Origin of the sequence: Micromonospora sp. NPDC047527 (assembly GCF_040643015.1) — a bacterium.
In the GTDB taxonomy this organism is placed as follows: domain Bacteria; phylum Actinomycetota; class Actinomycetes; order Mycobacteriales; family Micromonosporaceae; genus Micromonospora.
Genome location: NZ_JBEYTK010000003.1, coordinates 32370 through 53609 on the forward strand (window position 1 = coordinate 32370; position 21240 = coordinate 53609).

Annotated in this window: 17 protein-coding genes; 8 read left to right on the top strand and 9 right to left on the bottom strand. The window is 71.4% G+C overall.

Features of this window, described 5'->3' with window-relative positions; genetic code table 11:
* The first annotated feature begins 81 nt into the window (after positions 1–81).
* The 3 genes from ABZ808_RS13270 to ABZ808_RS13280 are packed head-to-tail and all read left to right on the top strand — an operon-like array spanning position 82 to position 5673.
* Positions 82–1635, top strand: a complete 1554-nt coding sequence (locus ABZ808_RS13270; RefSeq protein WP_357004969.1) for a stealth conserved region 3 domain-containing protein — start codon at positions 82–84, stop codon at positions 1633–1635.
* On the top strand, positions 1632–3875 hold the full coding sequence (locus ABZ808_RS13275; protein ID WP_357004972.1) for a glycosyltransferase family 4 protein: 2244 nt from the start codon (positions 1632–1634) through the stop codon (positions 3873–3875). Before ABZ808_RS13270 ends, ABZ808_RS13275 begins: the two co-directional genes overlap by 4 nt.
* Before the next feature lie 25 nt (positions 3876–3900).
* The gene (locus tag ABZ808_RS13280) at positions 3901–5673 is read left to right on the top strand and encodes a stealth family protein (protein ID WP_357004975.1); all 1773 of its coding nucleotides are present in this window, start codon (positions 3901–3903) and stop codon (positions 5671–5673) included.
* Positions 5674–5776: 103 nt separating this feature from the next.
* Here ABZ808_RS13280 and ABZ808_RS13285 read toward each other — a convergent pair whose 3' ends face one another.
* The 8 genes from ABZ808_RS13285 to ABZ808_RS13320 form a co-directional block, all read right to left on the bottom strand.
* Complete coding sequence (locus ABZ808_RS13285; RefSeq protein WP_357006739.1) at positions 5777–6415, bottom strand: hypothetical protein; 639 nt, start codon at positions 6413–6415, stop codon at positions 5777–5779.
* 213 nt (positions 6416–6628) lie between these two features.
* Positions 6629–7411 carry a zf-HC2 domain-containing protein gene (locus ABZ808_RS13290; RefSeq protein WP_357004978.1) on the bottom strand — a complete coding sequence of 261 codons (783 nt, stop codon included), beginning with the start codon at positions 7409–7411 and terminating at the stop codon, positions 6629–6631.
* Positions 7408–8100: a sigma-70 family RNA polymerase sigma factor gene (locus ABZ808_RS13295; protein WP_357004982.1), complete on the bottom strand. Its 693-nt coding sequence runs from the start codon at positions 8098–8100 to the stop codon at positions 7408–7410. Before ABZ808_RS13295 ends, ABZ808_RS13290 begins: the two co-directional genes overlap by 4 nt.
* A gap of 126 nt (positions 8101–8226) precedes the next feature.
* Positions 8227–9087, bottom strand: coding sequence for a fused MFS/spermidine synthase (locus tag ABZ808_RS13300; protein ID WP_357004986.1), 861 nt, complete (start codon positions 9085–9087; stop codon positions 8227–8229).
* Positions 9088–9104: 17 nt separating this feature from the next.
* Positions 9105–10070 carry a hypothetical protein gene (locus tag ABZ808_RS13305; protein ID WP_357004989.1) on the bottom strand — a complete coding sequence of 322 codons (966 nt, stop codon included), beginning with the start codon at positions 10068–10070 and terminating at the stop codon, positions 9105–9107.
* A gap of 114 nt (positions 10071–10184) precedes the next feature.
* Complete coding sequence (locus tag ABZ808_RS13310; protein WP_357004992.1) at positions 10185–12659, bottom strand: SMC family ATPase; 2475 nt, start codon at positions 12657–12659, stop codon at positions 10185–10187.
* Complete coding sequence (locus ABZ808_RS13315) at positions 12659–13807, bottom strand: exonuclease SbcCD subunit D (RefSeq protein WP_357004996.1); 1149 nt, start codon at positions 13805–13807, stop codon at positions 12659–12661. The genes ABZ808_RS13310 and ABZ808_RS13315 overlap by 1 nt, the downstream gene beginning before the upstream one ends.
* An 18-nt stretch (positions 13808–13825) precedes the next feature.
* On the bottom strand, positions 13826–15577 hold the full coding sequence (locus ABZ808_RS13320; RefSeq protein WP_357004999.1) for an ATP-binding protein: 1752 nt from the start codon (positions 15575–15577) through the stop codon (positions 13826–13828).
* 246 nt (positions 15578–15823) lie between these two features.
* Here ABZ808_RS13320 and ABZ808_RS13325 point away from each other — a divergent pair, with 246 nt between their 5' ends.
* A complete protein-coding gene (locus tag ABZ808_RS13325) occupies positions 15824–16342 on the top strand; it encodes a SigE family RNA polymerase sigma factor (protein ID WP_357005003.1) in 519 nt (172 codons plus the stop codon).
* Positions 16335–17078, top strand: a complete 744-nt coding sequence (locus ABZ808_RS13330) for a hypothetical protein (RefSeq protein ID WP_357005006.1) — start codon at positions 16335–16337, stop codon at positions 17076–17078. Before ABZ808_RS13325 ends, ABZ808_RS13330 begins: the two co-directional genes overlap by 8 nt.
* Before the next feature lie 83 nt (positions 17079–17161).
* On the opposite strand, the gene ABZ808_RS13335 is transcribed toward ABZ808_RS13330, so the two are convergent.
* Complete coding sequence (locus ABZ808_RS13335) at positions 17162–17908, bottom strand: pyrimidine reductase family protein (RefSeq protein ID WP_357005009.1); 747 nt, start codon at positions 17906–17908, stop codon at positions 17162–17164.
* A 150-nt stretch (positions 17909–18058) separates the two neighbouring features.
* Between ABZ808_RS13335 and ABZ808_RS13340 the strand changes: the two genes are divergently transcribed.
* The 3 genes from ABZ808_RS13340 to ABZ808_RS13350 all read left to right on the top strand — a co-directional run bounded on the left by ABZ808_RS13340 (position 18059) and on the right by ABZ808_RS13350 (position 21237).
* Positions 18059–18604: a plasmid pRiA4b ORF-3 family protein gene (locus ABZ808_RS13340; RefSeq protein ID WP_357005012.1), complete on the top strand. Its 546-nt coding sequence runs from the start codon at positions 18059–18061 to the stop codon at positions 18602–18604.
* A gap of 262 nt (positions 18605–18866) precedes the next feature.
* The gene (locus ABZ808_RS13345; RefSeq protein ID WP_357005015.1) at positions 18867–20156 is read left to right on the top strand and encodes an extracellular solute-binding protein; all 1290 of its coding nucleotides are present in this window, start codon (positions 18867–18869) and stop codon (positions 20154–20156) included.
* Between the two features lie 109 nt (positions 20157–20265).
* Entirely contained in the window at positions 20266–21237 is a 972-nt protein-coding gene (locus tag ABZ808_RS13350) for a sugar ABC transporter permease (protein WP_357005018.1), read from the top strand.
* Positions 21238–21240: the final 3 nt, after the last annotated feature.

A 21240-nucleotide genomic window follows, 5' to 3' on the forward strand; every position in this document is an offset into this window, starting at 1 on the left:
GCGGTACCGCGACAGCCGGTCGCACCACCCGGGCCCGTCGGCGCGGGCCGGTCCGTCCCGCCGGGACGAGTCCCGGGCGACGTGTCCGACCTGTGCGAGATCCTGGTCGACGGCGGCCGTCGCACCGCGCACGTCCATGCCGACCTCACCCCGATCCTGGGGCGTCAGCGGAACGTCGACGCGGTGAGTGGTGCGCTCGACGCGCACGGGGTGGACTATTTCCTCGTTCGGGGCATGGACGACCGGACGCCCGTGATCGGCGTCAGTGAGGTCGATCGGGTGGCCGCCCTGGGCGCGCTGGAGAAGCTCGGTGGGGCCGCGACCTGCTACGTGAGCCAGGTGCTGCCCCGACCGCCGATCGTCGGTGGCCTCAAGGACGCGTCGGAGACCCAGGCTTGGACGGAGCTGTACTCCGCACGGGCGATCAAGCTGACCTGGTTCCGCGTCGACCCCACCCTGAAGCTGACCCTCGGCCCGGCGTACGGCTGCGAGATCGAGTTCTGGAAGCCCGACCGGGCCGCCGGTGTGCTGCGTTCGCCCCGACCGAACCGGATGATGCGGGCGGTGGCCCTGGACGGCACGCCGGTGCGGGTGGGCGAGCACCGGCTGACCAGGCTGGCGTCCCCGGTGAAGCAGCACCCACCCCGGCGTAGCCGGCCGGAGTTCGACCGGCTGCTCCCCGATGACATCGACTTCCCGATCGATCTGGTCTACACCTGGGTGGACGGCGCGGACCCGCAGTGGCAGCAACGCCGCGCGGGCGTGCGCGGCGAGTCGCTGCACGTCGAGGCGGCGAGCGAGTCGCGCTACATCAACCGTGACGAGCTGAAGTACTCACTACGGTCGGTGCACCTGAACGCCCCGTGGGTCCGCAACATCTACATCGTGACCGACCACCAGCGGCCGGCGTGGCTCGACCTGAGCGCCGGCAACATCTTCCTGGTCAACCACGAGGAGATCTTCGCCGCCCCGGACGCCCTGCCGACCTTCAACTCGTGCTCGATCGAGAGTCAGCTGCACCGCATCGACGGTCTCGCCGAGCATTTCCTGTACCTCAACGACGACATGTTCTTCGGTCGCCCACTGGCGCCGCAGACGTTCTTCCTCGCCAACGGCAACACCAAGTTCTTCCTGTCGCAGAACCGGATCCCGCTCGGCGAGATCACCCACCTGGACTCCCCAGTGGACGCGATGATCAAGAACAACCGGGCGTTGATCGAGAAGCGGTTCGGCCGGACGCTCACCCAGGGCACCCAGCACGTGCCCTACCCGCTGCGCCGCAGCATCCTGGCCGAGATCGAACGCGAGTTCCCGATCGAGCACGAGGCCACCATGCGGAGCCGGTTCCGCAGCGCCAACGACCTCACCATCACGTACTCCCTGCACCACTACTACGCGTTCCTGACCGGCCGCGCGCTGCCTGGCCACGTCAACTACGGCTACGTCCAGCTCGCGGTGCCCGATCTTGAGGCGCGGCTGCGGCGGGCCGAGGCACGACGGGACTGGGACACCTTCTGCATCAACGACGCCTACTCGACGTTCGCGCAGCTGAAACACCAGATGAGCATCCTCGAACCGTTCATGGAGGCGTACTTCCCGGTCCCGAGTCCGTACGAGCTGAGGACCTCCGGGTGAAGTTCGCCTTTCTCATCCACAACATGTACGGCGTCGGCGGCACCAACCGGGCCGTGCTGAACCTGGCCACCGCCCTGGTGGGCCAGGGGCACGACGTGGAGATCGCCTCGGTGTTCCGGCGGCTCGACCGACCGATGTTCGCCATCGACGAGCGGATCGCGCTCGTACCGCTCGTCGATACCCGGCCACGTCGCCCCGACCGGGTCGATCCCCAGCACCGGGAGCCGTCCCTCCTGGTGCCGGAGAGCGAGGAGTTCCACACCCAGTACAGCCGGCTCACCGACGAGCGGGTGATCGAATACCTGCGCTCGACCGGGGCCGACGTGATCGTGGGAACCCGGCCCGGCCTGAATCTGGCGGTGGCGCGGTACGGTCCCGACCACGCGGTCCGGGTGGCGCAGGAGCACATGACGCAGGATCTGATCGACGACGCGCTGAAGGACCACATCCGGCTCGCGTACGACCGGATCGACCTCGCCTTCACCGTGACCGATGGCGACGCCGCCGCGTTCCGGTCCGGCAATCCGGTGCCGCACACCCGGGTCGAGGCGCTGCCGAACAGCGTTCCCCGGCCCGCCGTGCCGCCTGCCAGCGGGAGCAACCGGATCGTGGTCAGCGCCGGGCGGCTCGACCCGATCAAGCGGTACGACCGGCTCATCGCCGCCTTCGCGCGGGTCGCCGGCGACCACCCGGACTGGAAACTGCGGATCTACGGCGACGGGCCGCAACGCCCGGCGCTGGTCGCGCAGATCCGCGAGTTGGGGATGTCCGACCAGGTCCAGTTGATGGGCCGGCGCGAGGACATGTCGACGGAATGGGTCAAGGGATCCATCGCCGCGGTGTCGTCCGAGCGTGAGTCGTTCGGCATGACCATCGTGGAGGCGATGCGGCTCGGCCTCCCGGTCGTCAGCACCGACTGCCCGGTCGGCCCCCGGGAGATCATTCAGCATGGTGTCGACGGCCTGCTGGTCCCGATGAACGACGTCGACGCGTACGCCGACGCGCTGCGGACGCTGATGCACGACGACGACCTCCGGGCCCGGCTGGCCAAGGTGGCACTGGTGAACGCGGCCCGCTTCGACCCGGAGACGATCGCCGAGGCCTTCGCCCAGCGGTGTGCCGCCGTGCTGGCCGAGCGAGGCCCGACACCCGGCGGGTCCTCGCGGGCTGCCCGATCGGGCAAGGGACCGCGGGTCCGCCGGTCGGTCCTGGCTCGTGGCGGTGAGCTGATCCGGGAACCCAACCTGGTCCGCCTGTTGGGTGACCCGGTCCTGCGCGGCATCGCCGGCAGCGACCTGGCCCGCCGGGCGAGTATGGGCGCCCTGGTCCGCCTGGCCCGCATCCGGCACGCCCGAGCCACCTCCGCCCGGTTGCAGAAGGCGATCCGGCGGCGGGCCGCCGCACCGGCCGCCGGGCCGGTGGTGGACTGTCTGGTGCTGCCGGACCGCAGCCTCAGCTGGCGGATCGACGCCCCGGGTATCGCCGCCGGGGGACACCTGCTGCTGCGCGACCGGGACACCGGGCACAAGGTGCAGGTGCCACTGGAGCCGCAGGACGACGCCGCCCAGCAGGTGGCCGTGCTGCCCGCGCACGCGTTGCCGGAGGGCCGCTGGAATGCCTACCTCCAGCCACCCACCGGCGCGCGACTCCGGCTGCGTCCCAACCGGATCGACACGCGGGTCCTCGCGGGCGGTCATCAACCGGTGGACGACCCGGCCGGCGGGTACGCGGTCCGGTCACACGTGCCGTACCGAACGGCCGACGGCTTCCTGGCGGTACGCAGCTGGGTGCGCGAGGAGCACGCCGAGGTGCGGCGGATCGCCCTCAGCGGCGAACGGGTGTCGATCGAGATAGCCTGGTCCGGCATCGGCGTCCCGGAGCAGGCCATGCTGCGCCGACGCGGCCACCACGAAGGGGCCGTCTCCGTGCCACTGGTGCCGACCCGCACCGGCCACCTGCGCATCGATGTCGCCGTCGAGGAACTGACCGTCCAGCGACTGGGCCGCTACGAGGACTGGGATCTGTGGCTGGCGCAGGCCGGCACCGACCGTGAGGTCCGGTTGGGTCTGCTCGTCGATGACGTGGTCGACAAGAAGCTCATCTACAACTATCCCGAGATCTACCTCGTGGACGAGCCAGGGCTGGACCTCGTCGAGGAGGATCCCGCGCCATTGCTACGGGTCCGCCCGTACTACACCCGTGACAGCGAGCTGTCGATCGTCGTCATCGACCGTCCGTGAGCGCGAACGCAGGGAAGGACAGGCGATGACCGAGCAGAAGCGTACGCCGCCGACCAAGCCGGCCCTCGCCGAGCCGTCCCGGTTCGTCGACGTCTACCGACGGGTGCTGAGCCCGCAGACCCGACGGGCGATCGCGACGAAGGTGAGCCCCCGTACCCGGCACCAGCTGAAGCAGTGGGTCGCCCGAGCCTCGCGGGACGATCGCGCGGGCGAGCGGCGGGCCGAGCGGCTGGCGCGTCGGCAACCCGACCTGCTGGCCGAGTCGGACCGGATCATGGTGACCGCCGACCGTGCCCCTCGGGTTGCGCGGGTCCGCCGGGACATCACCCCGCTCGGGGCGCAACAGGCGAACCTGTCGACGGTGATAGCAGCTCTCGACGAGGCGGGCGTCGCCCATTTCACCGTTCGTGGCGTGTCGAACCAGTCCTCCGTGGTCGCGGTGGACGCCGTCGACCGGGACCGGGTGCTGGCCGCGTTGGCGACGGCCTGCGCCCGGGTTCCCGGCTACGTGAGCGCGGCCCTCGGGGCTGGTGACCAGCCGGAAGGGCCCCCCGAACCGGGTTTCGAGGGGCCGGTGTGGCGGCGCTTGTCCACCACGTCGGTGCTCCGGGTGACCTGGTACTGGACGGAACCCCGACGGCTCCTGGTGCTGGGGCACGCGTACGGGTGCGACGTGGAGTTCTGGACCCGGCGGGACGGCCGGCTCGTCGCGCCCCGGCGCAACCGGGTGACGGAGGAGGTGCCGCTGACCGCGACAGCGGTCGCCGCAGCCCCGGCGTTGTTCAGCTCGTTGGCCCCGCCCACGAGCACCGCGACCGTTCGTACCCGGCCGGAGTTCGCCGCCCCCCTCCCCGAGGACGTCACCTTCCCGATCGACGTCGTCTACACCTGGGTCGACGGCACCGACCCGGCCTGGCTGCGCCGCCGGGCCGAGGTGGCCGGTGTGCCGTACCACGCCGAGGCGGCGAGCGCGGCGCGGTTTCTCAGCCGGGACGAACTGCGTTACTCGCTGCGCTCACTGCACCTGTTCGCGCCGTGGGTGCGCCACATCTACCTGGTGACCGACGACCAGGTGCCGACCTGGCTGGACGACACCGCACCGGGTCTACGGGTGGTCAGCCACCGGGAGATCTTTGCCGATCCGACCGCGCTGCCGACCTACAACTCGCACGCGATCGAGAGCCAGTTGCACCACATCGACGGCCTCGCCGAGCACTTCCTGTACTTCAACGACGACGTCTTCCTCGGCACCGAGGTGTTTCCCCAGGACTTCTTCCTGGCCAACGGCATCTCCCGGTTCTTTCCCTCTCCGGCGCTGGTGCCGTCGGGCCCGCCCACCGACGACGACATCCCGTCGTCAGCGGCCGGAAAGAACAACCGGGCGTTGATCGCCGACCGGTTTGGCACGGTGCTGACCCAGAAGATGAAGCACATGCCGCACGCGCTGCGCCGCAGCGTGCTCCACGAGATCGAGCAGACGTTTCCCGAACCGTACCGCCGAACCGCGGCCAGCCAGTTCCGCAGCATGAACGACCTGTCGATCGCCTCGTCGCTGCACCACTACTACGCGTTCCACACTGGCCGTGCGGTGCCGGGGGGCCTGCGCTACACCATCGCGGAACTGTCCAACCCGGACACACCCGCCCGGCTGGCCCACCTGCTGGCCCGCCGGGACCGGCAGGTGTTCTGCCTCAACGACGCGTACTCCGTCGAGGAGGACCTGGCCGCCCAGTTGGCGCTGCTCATCCCGTTCCTGGACACCTACTTTCCGGTCCCGAGCCCTTGGGAGCGGGTCTGACGAGGATGCCGGCACCACCGGTATGCCGACGCCGTGGACATGACGATGGCCGGTCGCGCCCTCCCCGGCGGCGACCGACCATCGTGTCCTCGTGGTGGCGGGCTCAGTACGAGTAGCCACCACCGGCGTCGCTCGACTCGCTGTCGGCGGGCGGGGCGACCGGCTTCGGGGTGTTGGTGGGCAGGCAGCTCAGGTTCTTCTTGCCGTCGGGCTGGACCACGAACCAGGTGCCGCCGACGGCCTGGCCCTTCCACTGGCCGGGCTTCTTGTCGCCGATGTAGCGGTACACCGGCCAGCCGGCGATGGTGAGCTGGCGGGTGCCGTCCTGTCGGGTCACGCTGCCGACCTTGTCGTCGGAGACCCCGGTGAGCTGCGGGTTTCCGTCGGTCAGCGCCGGGGGCCAGACCTGCGCGCACTTGTCGACGCAGTTCGACGCGGGCGGGTCGGCGGTGTCCTTGTCGAAGCGGTACAGGATCCAGCCGTCCTGGTCGGTGACGACCTTGCCCATGCGGGCCACGCTCTTACCGATCAACTTCTCGGTCAGGTCGACGTCCGCGGCCGGCGGCGCGTCGGCGGCCGGCGCGTCCGCGGCCGGTGACGCCTCGGGTTCAGCCGATGCGGTGGGCTCGGCCGCGGCGACGGCGACCGGCTCGACCGCGCTCGAGTTCGCCCCGTCGTAACCCGCGGGAGCGCAGGCCGTTAGTGCGACCATCGCGCTCACCAGGATGACGGTCCGCTTCATCTGTGCCACGTGCCCTCCTCATTCTTGGCAGTTCACCCATAGGTACGGCGGGCGGGCTGTCAAGGTTGAAGTAGTAACAGTGGTCAATTTCACTCGGATTCGTTGAACCGAATTCGACGTCCATCCGTGTGGCCCTGCACGAGGCCTGTCCCGCCAAACAACAGATCGGCACCGGCCATTGTGAAATGACCGGTGCCGATTCGATGCGGGACCTTACATGGGCACCGTGACCAGCGGGCTCGCCACCCCGTGGCTGTCGACCGACTGCACCTGGAGTTGCTTGATCTCGCTCGCCGGAGCGGACGTCGACGCACTCAGTTCGAGACCCTGCGGGCGGTTGTTCGTGCCGTAACCACCCTCGGGCACCGACCAGGTCGAGATGACCTCGGTAGTGGCGTTCTTACGCACCACCACGAGCCGGCACGTCCGCGGCCCAGGCAGTTTCCGCAGACTGAAGTTGATGCGGGTGCCGTACTCCCGCTCGACCAGGAACATGGTCGTCTGCACGCCCGTCGTCGGATCGGTGGCGTCGACCTGGTCGCCCTCCTCCTCGGTGCCGCCGACACCCGGGCCGCTCGGCGGGGCGGTCGGCGCGGCCGTCGGCGGATCGTTCGCCGGCGCGCTCGTCGGCGACCCCGCAAGAATCCCCGGCGCCTCGTCGCCGGCCACACTCGTGAAGCCGTACCCCGTAAGGCCGCCGAAGACCACCACCGCCGCGGCGGTGGCGAGCAACTGACGAAACCGGGTACGCCGACGGTCGGCCCGGACCGCGACCAGCGTCCGATCCAAGAGGGCTGGATCGGTGGCGGTCTGCTCCAGCGCCATCATCGTCTCGCCGTCGATGCCGGAGAGCAGGCCGACCACCGGCACCATCGTCTCCAGCTCGGCCGCGCACGCCCAGCACGCGGCGAGATGCTCCTCGAACCGCTCGGTGTCCTGCTCGTCGAGCACGCCGAGCGCGTATGCGGCGACGTCCATGTGGTCTGGTCGGCTCATTCTGTCACCCCCCGCTCCTGCAGAGCCGTGCGCAGCGCGCGCAGCGCGTAGTAGACCCGCGACTTGGCGGTGCCCAACGGAAGCCCCAACTCCTCGGCGGCCTCCGGCACCGTCCGCCCCCGGAAGTACGTCGAGATCAGGATCTCCCGGTGCGACTGACTCAGCGTACGCAGCGCGTCCGCCACGGTCATCGTGCGTAGCACCCGGTCGGTGCTGTCCGCCTCGGCGAACGCGGTCAGGTCCCGGTCGTACGTCTCCGGCGGCCGGGCCTCCTGGCTACGGTGCTCGTCGATCGCGATCCGGCGGGCCACGGTGACCAGCCACGGCCGCAACGACCCCTGCCCCTGCGCGCCGAGACGGTGCGCGTTGCGCCAGGCCCGCAGCAGCGTCTCCTGAACGATGTCCTCCGCGCGCTGCCGGTCCCCCCCGGTGAGCCGCATGACGAACATCAGCAACGGACCGGCGTGCTCCGCGTAGAGCAACCGGATCAACTGGTCAGAATGGCTGGCCTCGGTTGTCGTCGCCTGGTGGCGCCCGGGCGCCGGTCGGGGCGTCACCGGATCATTTTGGCGAGACGACGCTCGCGCGTCGACCCCTCGGGCAGACGAAGTCGGCCTCGACGACGACCGCGCGGACAACCAGTCTGCGCGAACCGCGTCGCCGTGCCAACCGGCCGCCACCGCATGCATGCAGACCTCCGGGATGTCCGTTGACCAACGCCGCCCCCACAAGGCGGGACGCCCGGTGGTACGCATCGGCGCCGCGAGCGGATCAACATTCCGCGAAAAAGTTCTGCGGCGCCGTCGGGCGCGGTGTCAGCGGCGCACGGAGAACAGGCCCGGCGGCGGCGGATCCGAGCCGGTCGCGTCGGCGTCGTGCACCACCGTCGCCCCACCGGAGAAGCGGTCCAACTCGTCGCCGGCCACCACCCGCCCGGGAAACCAGTCGCCGGCCGCACGCCGCGTCAACTCGGGCACCGGGGGAGTGGTCCGGCCGGCGACCAGCACCAGATTGCCGTACCGGCGGCCGCGCAGCACCGCCGCGTCGCCGACCAGGCACGCCTGCGGCAGCACCGCGCGGACCGTGGCGACCTGCCCACGGGCGTGCCGCAGCGGCGGGCCGTCGGCCAGGTTCGCCAGGTACCAGCCCGCCGGGCGCAGCACCCGGGCCACCTCGGCGGCGTACTCCACGGAGGTGAGATGCGCCGGGGTACGGGCACCGGCGAAGACGTCGGCGACCACCACGTCGTAACTGGCGTCCCGGGTGGAGGTCAGCACGGCCCGCGCGTCCTCGACGCGGACCCGCAGCCGGGTGTCGGCGGGCCACGGCAGCGCGCGACGCACCAACTCCACCAACGCACCGTCCACCTCGGACACCCGCTGGGTGGAGCCGGGCCGGGTGGCGGAGACGTACCGGGGCAGGGTCAGCGCGCCACCACCGAGGTGCAGCACCCGCAGCGGCTCGCCGGAGGGCGCGATCAGGTCCAGAGCGGCGGCGAGCCGCCGGACGTACTCGAACTCCAGATGGGTGGGATCGGTCAGGTCGACGTGCGACTGCGGCGCGCCGTCCAGCAGCAACGTCCACGAACCGGGCCGGTCCGGGGACGGCACCAACTCGGCCTGCCCGGTGTCCACCTGCTCGACCAGCCGGTCGTCACCCGCCCGCTTACGTCCCATCGCGACCAGCCCCCCGCTCAGCGGCCGACGCGGGCCGCGGCGCTCAACGCGCGGTGCAGCAGCCGGGAGTCGCCGAGCAGCGCCCGCAGGCGACGCTCCAGGCCGGCGATCGGGATCAGGTTCTGCGGGGCGCGCGGATCCTTGTACGGGGTGGACGCGAACCGGGGCAGGGTGACCAGCGACAGGTCGGCCAGCTCGATCGCCGACTCGACGGGCAGGTCGGCGGAGCACTCCACCCGGACGATGCCCGCCCACGGAGCGCCGAGCGTCACCGGCAACCGCAGATACCACGACCAGCCGCCCCAGGCCGTGCCGAGCCGGAACACCGGCGAACGCTCACCGGACGCCATGCCGGTCACCACCGCCGTCAAGCGGGCATCGAGGTACTGGCTGTGCTGGGTCTTGATGTAGCCCAGCGTGCGCGGCAACTGCCGGCGGCTGCGCAACGGGCCGTCCACCACCAACAGGTCGCCGTCGACCCGGGCGGCGTCGGACACCGCCACCTCCAACGCGGTCAACGGGCCCTGCACGGCGGCCGGCAGCTTCGCCAGCTCACCGGTGCCGCCCACCCGGTGCACCGGGTACCGAATCGCCCCCGCCACCACGTCCTGCGCCGACGGGCTCGCCGTGAACAGACCCCGACCAACCCGGGTCCCGGCCAGCTGCGCCGCCCCCCGACCCAGGTCGCAGCGGACCACCCCGGCCGCGTACGAGGCGGCCACACCCGGGAACGACCCGCCGTCGGCCTCGGCCGTCCAGATGCTCGCGTCGATCCTGCGGACCCCGTCGACCAACAGCACCACGTCCGGCGACCGCACGTCCGGGCGTACCCCGATCGCCCGCCAGTCCACGGCCGGCAACTCCACGTCCGCCTCGACCTGCGCGCTGCTCGGCGTCGCCGGCCCCGACGCGGACGCCTCGAACGACGCACCGTACGCCGGATCCCACGAGTCGACGAAGAACGCCGCGTCGCTCGCGCTCACCGGGCTGGCCTTTCGTTCGCGACTGCGGGGCTCCGCTGCGCTGCGCTCCTCGCGCTCACCGGACTGGCCTTTCGTTCGCGACTGCGGGGCCCCGCTGCGCTGCGCTCCTCGCGCTCACCGGCCCGTCCGTTCGATGCGGGCCGAACGCGCATCCTTGCGCACCTCGAAGCGGACCGGGATCCGCTCGGCCAGGGCCGGGACGTGGGTGACCACGCCGACCATCCGGTCACCCCGGGCGGCCAGGCTCTCCAGGGTCGCGGCCACCGTGTCCAGAGTGGCCGCGTCCAGGGTGCCGAAGCCCTCGTCCAGGACGATCGACTCCAGACTCGCCGCGGTCGTCGACATGCCGGCCAACTGCTCGGAGAGCGCCAGCGCCAACGCCAGCGACGCCTGGAACGTCTCACCGCCGGAGAGGGTCCGCACACCCCGACGCAGCCCGGCGTCGTGCTGGTCGACCACGAAGAACTCGCCCTTGTCGTGCACCAGCTCGTACTGCCCGGAGGACAACTCCCGCAGGATCCCCGACGCGCCGTCGACCAGCAGGTCCAACGCCTCGGCCAGCAGCCACCGCTCGAAGTTGTTGGCCCGCAGGTGCCCGGCGAGAGCGCGTGCCACCTGCGCCTCCCGCTCGTGCTCGGCCCGCTGCTCGCGCAGCGTCCCGGCCTGCTCGCGCCGCTCGGCCAGCCGGCGCCGGTCGGCCTCGGCCCGCTCCACCGCCACCGTCGCGGCATGCACCGGATCGTCGGCGACCGGCACGTCGGCGGCGGCGAAGATGCCGGCGATGCCCTGCTGCACGACGTCGGCAGCCGCCTCGGCCTCGGCGACGACCGCGGCCCGGGCGGCCCGGTCGGCGCGGCGGCGCTCCACCTCGGCGCTCGCCCAACCGGTCAGCGCCGTCCACGCGGCGGCCACGTCGTCCCGGTCGGTGGCGGGCGGGCCGAACCGCGCCAACCCGTCGCGGGCGCTGTCGAAGCCCCGCCAGGCAGCGCGCAACCGATCCTCGGCGGCGTCCACCCCGGCGCGGGCCTTGCGGGCGCTGTCCCGGCCCGCGCGTACGGCCGTCGCCGCCTCCTCCAGGGCGCGCCGTAGCCGCGCGTGCTCGGCCAGCTCCCGGCGCAGCACGGCCGGCTCCGCCGCGCCGACGAGCTGCCCGTCGAGGTCGGCCAGCCGGGCGTCCAACTGCTCCTGCCGGGCACGGGCCTGCACCAGCAACCGCTCCAGGTCCCGTGCCGCCGCGTCCCGCTGCTGCACCATCGCCTGGGCGGCCTTGGTGGCGGCCCGCGCCGCCTTGCCGGCCGCCGTGGCGGCGGCCACCGCCGAGTCGACCGGCACCGCCGGCACCTCGGTCACCGGCTGCTCGCAGACCGGGCAGGGCGCGCCCGGATGCAGGTGCACCCGCAGGCTGACCGCCAGGTCGGTGGCCTTCGCCTCCTCGTGCGCCCGGAAGGCCGCCTCCAGCTCGGCGTCGGCCCGCTCGGCGTCGGCGCGGGCGGCGGCCAGCGCGGCCACCGCAGCGCTGTGCTCGTCGTGCGCGGCGCTCACCCTCGCGCGGACCGTCTCGGCCTCGCCGGTCACCCCATCCCGCTCCTCGTACGCCCGCAGTTGCAGTCGCAGCGCGCTCTCGTCACCGGCACCGGCCAGCTCGCCGCGCAGCTTCTCCTCCCGCTCCTCGGCCAGCGAGACGCCGGTGGCTGCCGCCTCGGCCTCGGCCCGTGCCTCGACCACGGCTCGGGCGATCTCGGCCACCCCGCGGGGTGCCCTGATGCCGGTCAGCACGGTCAGCTCGTCGTCCAGCGCGGTCAACGCCGCCGCCGCCTCCCGCGCGGTCGCCCGGGCCGCCGCCAGCTCCGGAACGGCAGCGGTCACCGCGCCGGCCAGCTCGACCATCCGGTCGACCCGCGCGTCGGCCTCGGCCAACGCCTCGTCGTCCACACCCGTCAGGCCGGCGAGCAGCTGGTCGACGGCGTCCAGGCGGGCCTCCGCCTGCGCGGCCCGTGCCGTCGCCTTCTTCTGCACGCCCTCGTAGACGCCGAGGCCGAGCAGGTTGACCAGGATCTGCTGCCGGGTCGCCGGCTTGGCGTGCAGGAAATCGGCGAACTGCCCCTGCGGCAGCACCACGCAGCTGGTGAACTGCTCGTACGGCAGCCCCACCGCCTCCAGCACCGCCTGCTCCATCTCGGCGGGCGTGCCGGCCACCACCTCACCGAGATCGTCCGGGCTCAACCCGGTGTCGAGCTTGGTCACGTCGAAACCGGCCGGCATCATTTGCAACCCGGCGTTCGCGGTCTTGACGTTGCCCCGGCCGTCCCGGCGGACCACCCGGGTCGCCACGTACCGCGCGCCGCCGGACTCGAAGACCAGCCGCACCCGGGCCTCGGTCGCCGACGGCGCGAGCGCGTTGGCCAGCCCTCGGGGGCCACCCCAGCGGGGCACCATGCCGTACAGGGCGAAGCAGATGGCGTCCAGCACCGTGGACTTGCCCGAGCCGGTCGGGCCGATCAGGGCGAAGAAGTCGGCGTCGGTGAAGTCGACGGTGGTCTCATCCCGGAAGACCGTGAAACCGGCCATGTCCAACCGCATGGGACGCATCAGTGATCGACCTCCTCGAAGAGCTCGTCGAAGAGTTCCCGAACGCCCTCGTCGGCGTGCCCCCGGCTGTCCAGGTAGTCGGCGAACAACTCGCGGGGCGAGCGCCCCGAGCGTTGCGCGATGCGGGCGCCGCTGCCCGGCGAGGCGAGCAACTCCGGGTCGATCCGGATCTCCAGTGCCCGGGGGAGCAGCTCCTGGATCTCCTCGCGCAGGCCGGCGCGGGGTTGCTCCCGTACGAACACGCGCAGCCACGCGTCCGGCGCCTCGATCTCGGCGAGTTGGGCCAGCGTGCCCCGCACGGTGCGCAGCGCGCTCGCCGCCGTCACCGGCACCTCCCGGACCCGGGCGGCGGTGGTGGCGGTCACCTCGACTAGCGTCACCGACGGGACATTCTCCTGCTCACCGAAGTCGACCGCGAGCGGACTGCCGCTGTAGCGCACCGGGCAGGGCCCGGCGACCCGCTGCGCCCGGTGCAGGTGACCCAGCGCCACGTAGTGCGCGGTGGCCGGGAAGACGGTGGCCGGCACGGCGTAGCCGAGCACCGTGTGGGCGTCCCGCTCGCCACCACCGGCGGCCGCCCCGGTCACCGTGACGTGCGCGGTGACCAGGTGCACCCGGTCCGGTTCGGTGAAGCCCTCGGTGAGCCGGCCCAGCACCCGACCCAGATGGTCGGCGTACGTCTGGTTGGCCTCCGCAGCGGTCAGCTCGTACATCTCCAGCGCGCGGATCGCGTACCGCTGGGACAGGAACGGCAGCGCGGCCAACTGCCACCGTTCGCCGCCGGCCGTGGTGCCGTCGATGATGTGCTCGTCCGGATTTTCCCGCACCCCACCGCGCAGCGTGATGCCGGCGGCCTCGGCCCACGGCCGCAGCGCGTCCAGCGCGGGGCCGTTGTCGTGGTTGCCGCCGATCGCCACCACGTCCGCGCCGGTGCGGCGCAGCGCGGTCAACGCCCGGGTGACCAGGCGGGTCGCCTCGGAGGTGGGCGCGGCCGTGTCGTAGAGGTCACCGGCGACGATGACCAGATCGGGCTGCTCGGCGCGGGCGATGTCGATCACCCCGGCCAGGACGGCCTTGTGCTCCTCGGCCCGGGACTGCCCCTTGAGGACCTTCCCCACGTGCCAGTCGGAGGTGTGCAGGATCTTCATAGCTGCGCCGGCCCCTGCCTAGAACGGGATGTCGTCGTCGGCGCCGCCGCCGGAGCCCACCACGGCGAACGGGTCGGCGGACTGGGTGATCGAGCGCAGTGTCTCCGATGGTGCCCGGCCCGCCTCGGAGACCCGGGTCGCCCACGCCGGGAACGGGAACTCCAGGCAGAGCGGCACCGGGATGTCGGGCTGGTTGACGAACATGGTGCCCGGCTTGGCCAGCAACGCCCGCTGCCGCTGCGCGGGCGGGAGGAAACCGTACTCCGGGCGGGACGCCTCGGCCGGGTCGAGCCGGCCGACCACGCGGATCGCCGAGTTGGTGACGATGCGCCGCTCCACCTCGCTCGCCGTCTGCTGGGCGCCGATCAGGATCACCCCGAGCGAGCGGCCCCGCTCGGCGATGTCGAGCAGCACCTCCTTGATCGGGGAGGAGCCTTCGCGCGGGGCGTACTTGTTGAGCTCGTCGAGGACGACGAAGAGCAGCGGCTTGGCGGTGCCCGACTTCTCCTTGCGCTCGAACTCGCTCTTGAGCGTCACACCGACCACGAACCGCTGCGCGCGATCCGGCAGGTTGTGCAGGTCGACCACGGTGACCTGCGCCGACTCGCTGGTGTTGATCGAGTGCGGTCGGCGGGTGGCCAGGTCGCCACGGATCAGCCGGGCCAGGTCCTTCTTACTGCCGATCAACCGCCGGGCGAACGCGTTGACGGTGCCCAGGCCGACCGCGCTACCCGCCCAGTCGGAGCGGGTCTCGTCGTCGTTGAGCTGGTCGACGATGTGGTCGACCAGATCACCGTAGGAGCCGAGCCGCACCCCGTCGATGCTCACCCCGCCGTCGGCCGGCTGGGCGTAGCGGGCCAGGTGCGCGGTGACCGAGTGCACCACCATCGTGTACTGCTGGCGTTCGTCGTCGGCGTCCGCGAACACGTACGGCAGGAGGCGGTCGGCGCAGAACTCGTCCAGCGTCCAGTAGAAGGCGTCCACGCCGGTGAGCCGGCTGCTCACATCCGGTGTGCCGGCCGCGTCACCGACCCGGGGCGGCGCGTACACCCGCACGTCGGGGAACGCGCCGGCGCTCAGCCCGAGCCTCGCGTACGCCGCGCGGGTCGGCTCGTCGAGCCGGCTGTTGGGGTGGTCGAGGAAGAGCAGGTCCTCACCCTTGACGTTGAAGATCAGGGCCTTGGCGTTGACCGCGTCGCCACCCAGCACCCCGGAGCGGAACACCGAGTAGAGCAGGAAGGTGGCGAAGCTGGTCTTGGTGGCCACCCCGGAGATGCCGGAGATCGAGACGTGCGCGCCCCGGCTGCCGTCGAGGAAGTCGGCGTTGAGGTAGACCGGCACCCCGTCGCGGCCCATCCCCATCGGGATGCGCCGCTCCATCCGGTCGAAGTGCAGCGCGCGTGCGCGGGCGTCGCCCTCGGCCCGGTGCACCACCGCGCCCGGGGTCGGCGGCACGTACAGCTCCGGATCGACCCGCGTGGTGGTGACCTCGGCCGCCTCCTGCACCTGCGCGGGCAGCGTGCCGTCGGCGATGGCGAACACGTCGGACTCGAACTGGGCGCCCTCGTGCCGGGCGCGGACCTGGGTGACCACCCCGGCGATCGTGACCGGCTCCCGGTCCGGCAGCTCACGCCGGGTGACCACCACGTCGTCGAGCTGGAGGTAGCTGCCGGGTGCCACGGCCGTCCAGAACTGCAACGGGGTGGCGTCGGCGGTGCCCAGCACCCGCCCGACCGCCTCGCCAGGGCTGTCGAGGTCGGCGTCGGTCATCGGGCGACTCGGGTCGCTCGGGCATCACGGTCGGCGCGCATGCCCTGCATCCTGCCCGAGGAGTACGACAGGTCGCCACGCGACGCGTCGGACGACACGCTTGACCACCAGCTGCCTGACGCAGCGTGCTCGTCCGGGTGCACGGGGTGCGCGCTGTCCTGGGTAGCCCCACTCGCGGGCACCAGCCGGCACCCCAGGGACTCAACCTTGGAGGCGCCGGTCGCGTTAGGTAGACATGGAGCACGCATGAATGACGACTTCGGCGCCTTCGTCGCGACGAGCGGCCCGCGACTGCTCCGCTTCGCCGTCCTGATCACCGGGCAGCGGGCGGACGCCGAGGACCTGCTGCAGGAGGTGCTGGAGCAGGCGTACCCCCGCTGGCGCGCGGTCCGGCAGCGGCAGCCGGAGGCTTACCTGCGTCGCGCGATGATCAACCGACTCGTCAGCCGGTGGCGCTCACCGTGGAGCCGACGTCGGGTCGCCGGACTTCCAGACGCGGTGCCACAGCAGGACGAGATGGCCCGGGTCGACGACCGGGAGTTGCTGCTGGCGGCGATGCGGGAGCTTCCGCCGCAGATGCGGGCGGTGGTGGTGCTGCGGTACTGGCTCGGCTTCTCCGAGGCGGAGGCGGCTGCCGAACTTGGCTGTTCCACGGGATCGGTGAAGAGCCAGGCATCCCGTGGGCTGCGCCGGCTGCGGACCCGCCTGGAGGCTGCCGGTGTCACCCCACTCGACCTCGACCTCGCGAAGGAGAACCATGCGTGACCACGAGGTGGCCGGCCTGCTCGACCACGCTGTCGCGACCGTCGAACTGCCACCCGACCTCGCCCGCCGGGTCATCGCAGGCAGCCGGGCACGGCGCCGCCGGCGTCTGCTGCTGTCGGGCGGCACGGCGGCGGCGTTTGCCGTGGGGGCACTGCTGCTCCCGCAGATGGGGCCGGTGGGTCGTGGGGACGGCGAAGCCGGGGGCGCCGGGCCGGGCGCAGCTGCCGACATCCCGGTCGGGATCGTCGGTCCCGACGGTCGACCGTTGACGCAGGCGCAGGTCGTCGCGGTCGGCCGGGTCGGGACGGAGACGCTCGTGTTGATCCGACGGGAACCACGCGCCGAGGAGCGGGCCGCCGGGGGACAGGCGGCCGAGGTCTTGATCGCCCCGGACGCGGGCGATCCGCGCCGGTTGCTCGACTACCTCTCGTACGACCTGGCCTGCGTCGACGGTGACGTGGTCTGCTCGACCGTCCGATCCACCGGCAGTGGGCTGGGCGTTGCCGTGGCCCGTCGCTCCGGCGGCCGGCTCTACGTCCTGGTCCAGGCGCCGCAGGGACGTACCGTCGAGGTCGTCGCCAACGGCGTGCCGCATCCGCTCGGCTCGGCGCCGCGTGGCGCGGTGGCCGAGGTGGTCGCCGCCGAGCCGTACGAAGAGGTGCAGGTCTGGGTGAGCACCGCGGACGGCCAGCGCTACCAGATCCCGTGGGCTCCCGGGGCGGTGCTCATTGACTGAAGCCCTCCGTTACGGGCGACGCCTCGCTTCAGCTCGTGCCGACCGGTAGCGGTCGACGTCAGCAGTCGTCCGGAGAATCGGACTCACTGACGGGCGTGGCGGAGCATGAGGACGCCGTCGTCGGCGGCGAGCACGTGCCGCAGCGGCAGGTGCCGGGGTGCGGTGGTGTCGCCGGCGGTGATCCGGCCCGGCCCGGGCCCGGCGAGCAGTGGCGCGACGGTGAGGCACAGTTCGTCCACCAGGTCGGCGGCGGTGAGCGCGCCGAGCAGATGCGGGCCGCCCTCGCAGAGCAGTTGGGTCAGCCCGCGTCGGTGCAGCTCGGCGAGGCCGGCGGCGAGGTCGACCCGGCCGGTGCCGCAGCGCAGCAGGTCGGCGACGTCGGTCAGGCCGGGCGGTGGCTCGGCGTCGGCGTGGGTGAGCACGATCGGGCGGACCGGCGCGTCGGCGAAGGCAGCCTGCGCAGGGTCCAGGTCCAGCGAGCTGGAGACGACCACCAGCGTCGGGTACGTGGCCAGCCCGTGGTCGCGGCGCCAGGCCCGGCGGGTCTCGCTCAGCCGGACCGCCCGGTAGCCCTCGTGGCGCAGCGTGCCGGCGGCCACCACCAGCGCGTCGCAGAGCATCCGCAGCAGGCCGAACACCCGCTTGTCCGGCTCGCCGGAGAGCCCGGCGGAGTAGCCGTCCACGGTGACCGCGCCGTCCAGGCTGGAGACGAAGTTGACTCGCAGTCGGGGCTGGTCAGCGCGGCCGTATAGGGCGGTCAGCGTGGCATCGTCGAGCGGTGCGGTCGACGGCTCGGGCCAGAGCCGTCGAATCGGAATTCCGACCGTCATTCGCCGGCCGGACCAGTGACCGGAGGGGTCGGTTGGGCGGTACGGTGCTGGCAGTCGCACCAGTTCCGGCCCGGGCAGTCGTCGTGTCGCCGGGCCCGGCACGCTCGGCAGATCATGCTCGCAGCCTAAGCCGCGGGAGGACAGGACAGCATGCCGCGTCAGATCTTCCAGCTGAAGATGTCCGTCGCCGGCGTCCGTCCGCCGGTGTGGCGCCGGGTGCTCGTCCCCGCCGGCTACACGCTCGATCGGCTGCACCGGGTGGTGCAGCACGCGATGGGTTGGCGGGACTGCCACCTGCACTCGTTCGAGGTCGACGGGGTGCAGTACGGCGAGCCCGATCCGGACGGGGAGTTGGCGCTGCACGACGAGCTGGACGTACGGCTGGACGCGGTGCTCGGCAAGGGCAGTCGGTTCTCCTACACGTACGACTTCGGGGACTGGTGGGAGCACGACCTGGTCGTGGAGGACGCGCTGACCGCCGACCCCGACGAGCGGTACCCGGTCTGCCTGGACGGCGAGTGGGCCTGCCCACCGGAGGGCATCGGTGGCCCGGCGGGCTACCACGCGTTGCTGGCGGCCCTGTCGGATCCGGCCCATCCGGAACGGGTCATGCTGCGCGACTGGGTCGCGGACGGGTTCGACCCGATGTTCTTTGATCCCGCCGTCACCACCACGCTGCTGCGCCGCTTCTGTTGATCCGCTGCTCGCGGCCCCGCTGACCGCCTGTCCGGTCGACTCCCGGTGCCCGTCCGAAACAGGGCGGTAACGATCTGGGAACGCTCCCAACGGTCTATTGACACCCCCGTACCACCCCGGCAATCTCATGGGAGCGCTCCCGGAGTGGTGCGGGTCACCCGCCGCGCGCCGGGTGCCACCCGTGGTGGTGCCCACCGGGATGCGCCACGGCACCCCCACCACACCCGACTGACAAGCCTCACCACCGAAAGAGGGGTTACAGATGCGCCTCACCACGCGGCGTACCCGCCTGGCGGTCGCTGCCCTGGCCGCGATCACCGCCGTCGGCGGTCTTACGGCATGCGGCAAGGACGACGACAAGCCGGCGGCCGGCGAGAAGCCGGCCAAGCTGGTCGTCGACACCTTCGGCGAGATGGGCTACGACGAGCTCGTCAAGCAGTACGAGAAGGACACCGGCATCAAGGTCGAGCTGCGCAAGACCGCGCAGCTCGGTGAGTACCGGCCGAAGCTGGTCCGCTACCTGGCCACCGGCAAGGGCGCGGCGGACGTCACCGCCCTGGAAGAGGGCATCCTCAACGAGTTCAAGCCCAACGCGCGCAACTGGGAAGACCTCACCCCGCTGGTCGCCGACCACTCGAAGGAATACCTGCCCTGGAAGTGGGAGCTGGGCAAGGCGCCGGACGGCCGGCTGATCGGCCTGCCGACCGACGTCGGCAGCCTCGCCGTCTGCTACCGCAAGGACCTGTTCCAGGCGGCTGGCCTGCCCACCGAGCGCGACCAGGTGTCGGCGCTCTGGCCGGACTGGAAGGGCTTCCACGACGCCGGTCTGAAGTACAAGCAGGGCAGCGGCGGCAAGGCGTTCATCGACTCGATCACCGCCGTCTCCAACGGTGTGCTCTTCCAGGGCAACGGTGACCTGTTCTACGACAAGGAAGACAACGTCATCGCGGACACCAGCCCCGCGGTGAAGAACGCCTGGGACACCGCCACCTCGATGGTGGACATCTCCGCCAAGGCGTCCACCTGGTCGCCGGAGTGGTCGGGTGGCTTCAAGCAGGGCACCTTCGCGGCCACCTTCTGCCCGTCCTGGATGCTCGGCATCGTGTCGGAAAACTCGGGTCCGGCCAACAAGGGCAAGTGGGATGTCGCGTCCGTGCCGGGCGGCGGCGGTAACTGGGGCGGCTCGTGGCTCGCGGTTCCGGCGCAGAGCAAGTACCCGAAGGAGGCGGCGAAGCTCGCCGAGTACCTGACCAACGCGAAGGGCCAGGTCGAGGCCTTCAAGGCCAAGGGCCCGCTGCCCACCAACCTGGAGGCGCTGAAGGACCCGGCGTTCCTCGGCTACACCAACGAGTACTTCAGCAACGCGCCGACCGGCAAGATCTTCGGGGAGAGCGTCGCCAAGATCCAGCCGATCCACCTGGGCCCGAAGCACCAGGCGGTGAAGGAGAACGCGCTCGAGCCGGCTCTGCGGGCGTTCGAGAACGGGCAGGCCGACAAGGCGAAGGCCTGGGAGCAGTTCACGAAGGACGCAAAGACTCAGGGTGCCTTCTGAGTGATTCCCTGCCGGTGGCGTTCGGGGCTTCCCGGACGCCACCGGCCGGTCCCCTCCGCGTAGCGCCCTGCGCGAGGGCCCCCGGGCCTCGCCGGAAAAGGAAATTCGCATGAGCCTGTCGGCCACGACGGCACCGCCGTCGCCAGCAGCACCGCCTTCTCCCGAAGTCCCTTCCCGACTTCGCCGGGGAAGGTTACTCAACCGTCTCGATGTCAAGTACTCGCCGTACCTTTACATCGCCCCGTTCTTTCTGATCTTCGGCGCGTTCGGGTTGTACCCGATGCTGCGTACCGCCTGGATGTCTCTGCACGACTGGGACATGATCGGCGATCACTCGTTCATCGGCTTCGACAACTACACCCGGCTGATGTCCGACGAGTACTTCTGGAACGCGCTGGTCAACACGTTCGGCATCTTCGCCTTGTCGACCATCCCGCAGCTGCTGCTCGCCCTCTTCCTGGCGAACCTGCTCAACCGGACCCTCCTGCGCGCCAAGACCTTCTTCCGGATGGCCATCTTCATGCCGAACGTGGTGTCCGTGGCCGCTGTCGCGATCGTCTTCGGGATGCTGTTCCAGCGGGAGTTCGGCCTGTTCAACTGGCTGCTCAGCTTCGTCGGTGTCGACCCGGTCGACTGGGACGGGCAGCGGTGGAGTTCCTGGACCGCCATCTCCTCCATGGTCAACTGGCGGTGGACCGGGTACAACACCCTGATCCTGCTCGCCGGCATGCAGGCGATCCCGAAGGACCTCTACGAGGCTGCGGCAATCGACGGCGCCAGCCCGTGGCGGCAGTTCTGGCAGATCACCCTGCCCATGCTCAAGCCCACCTTCATCTTCGTGGTCATCCTGTCCACGATCGGCGGCATGCAGCTCTTCACGGAGCCCCTGCTCTTCGGCAACGGCAACATCATCGGCGGCAACCAGCGGGAGTTCCAGACGCTGGCCATGTACATGTACGAGATGGGCATCGTGAACCTGAACACCGCCGGCTACGGAGCCGCGGTCGCCTGGGCGATCTTCATGATCATCGTCGTGGTGTCGCTGTTCAACTTCCTACTCGTCCGCCGCTCGGCGAAGTGAGGA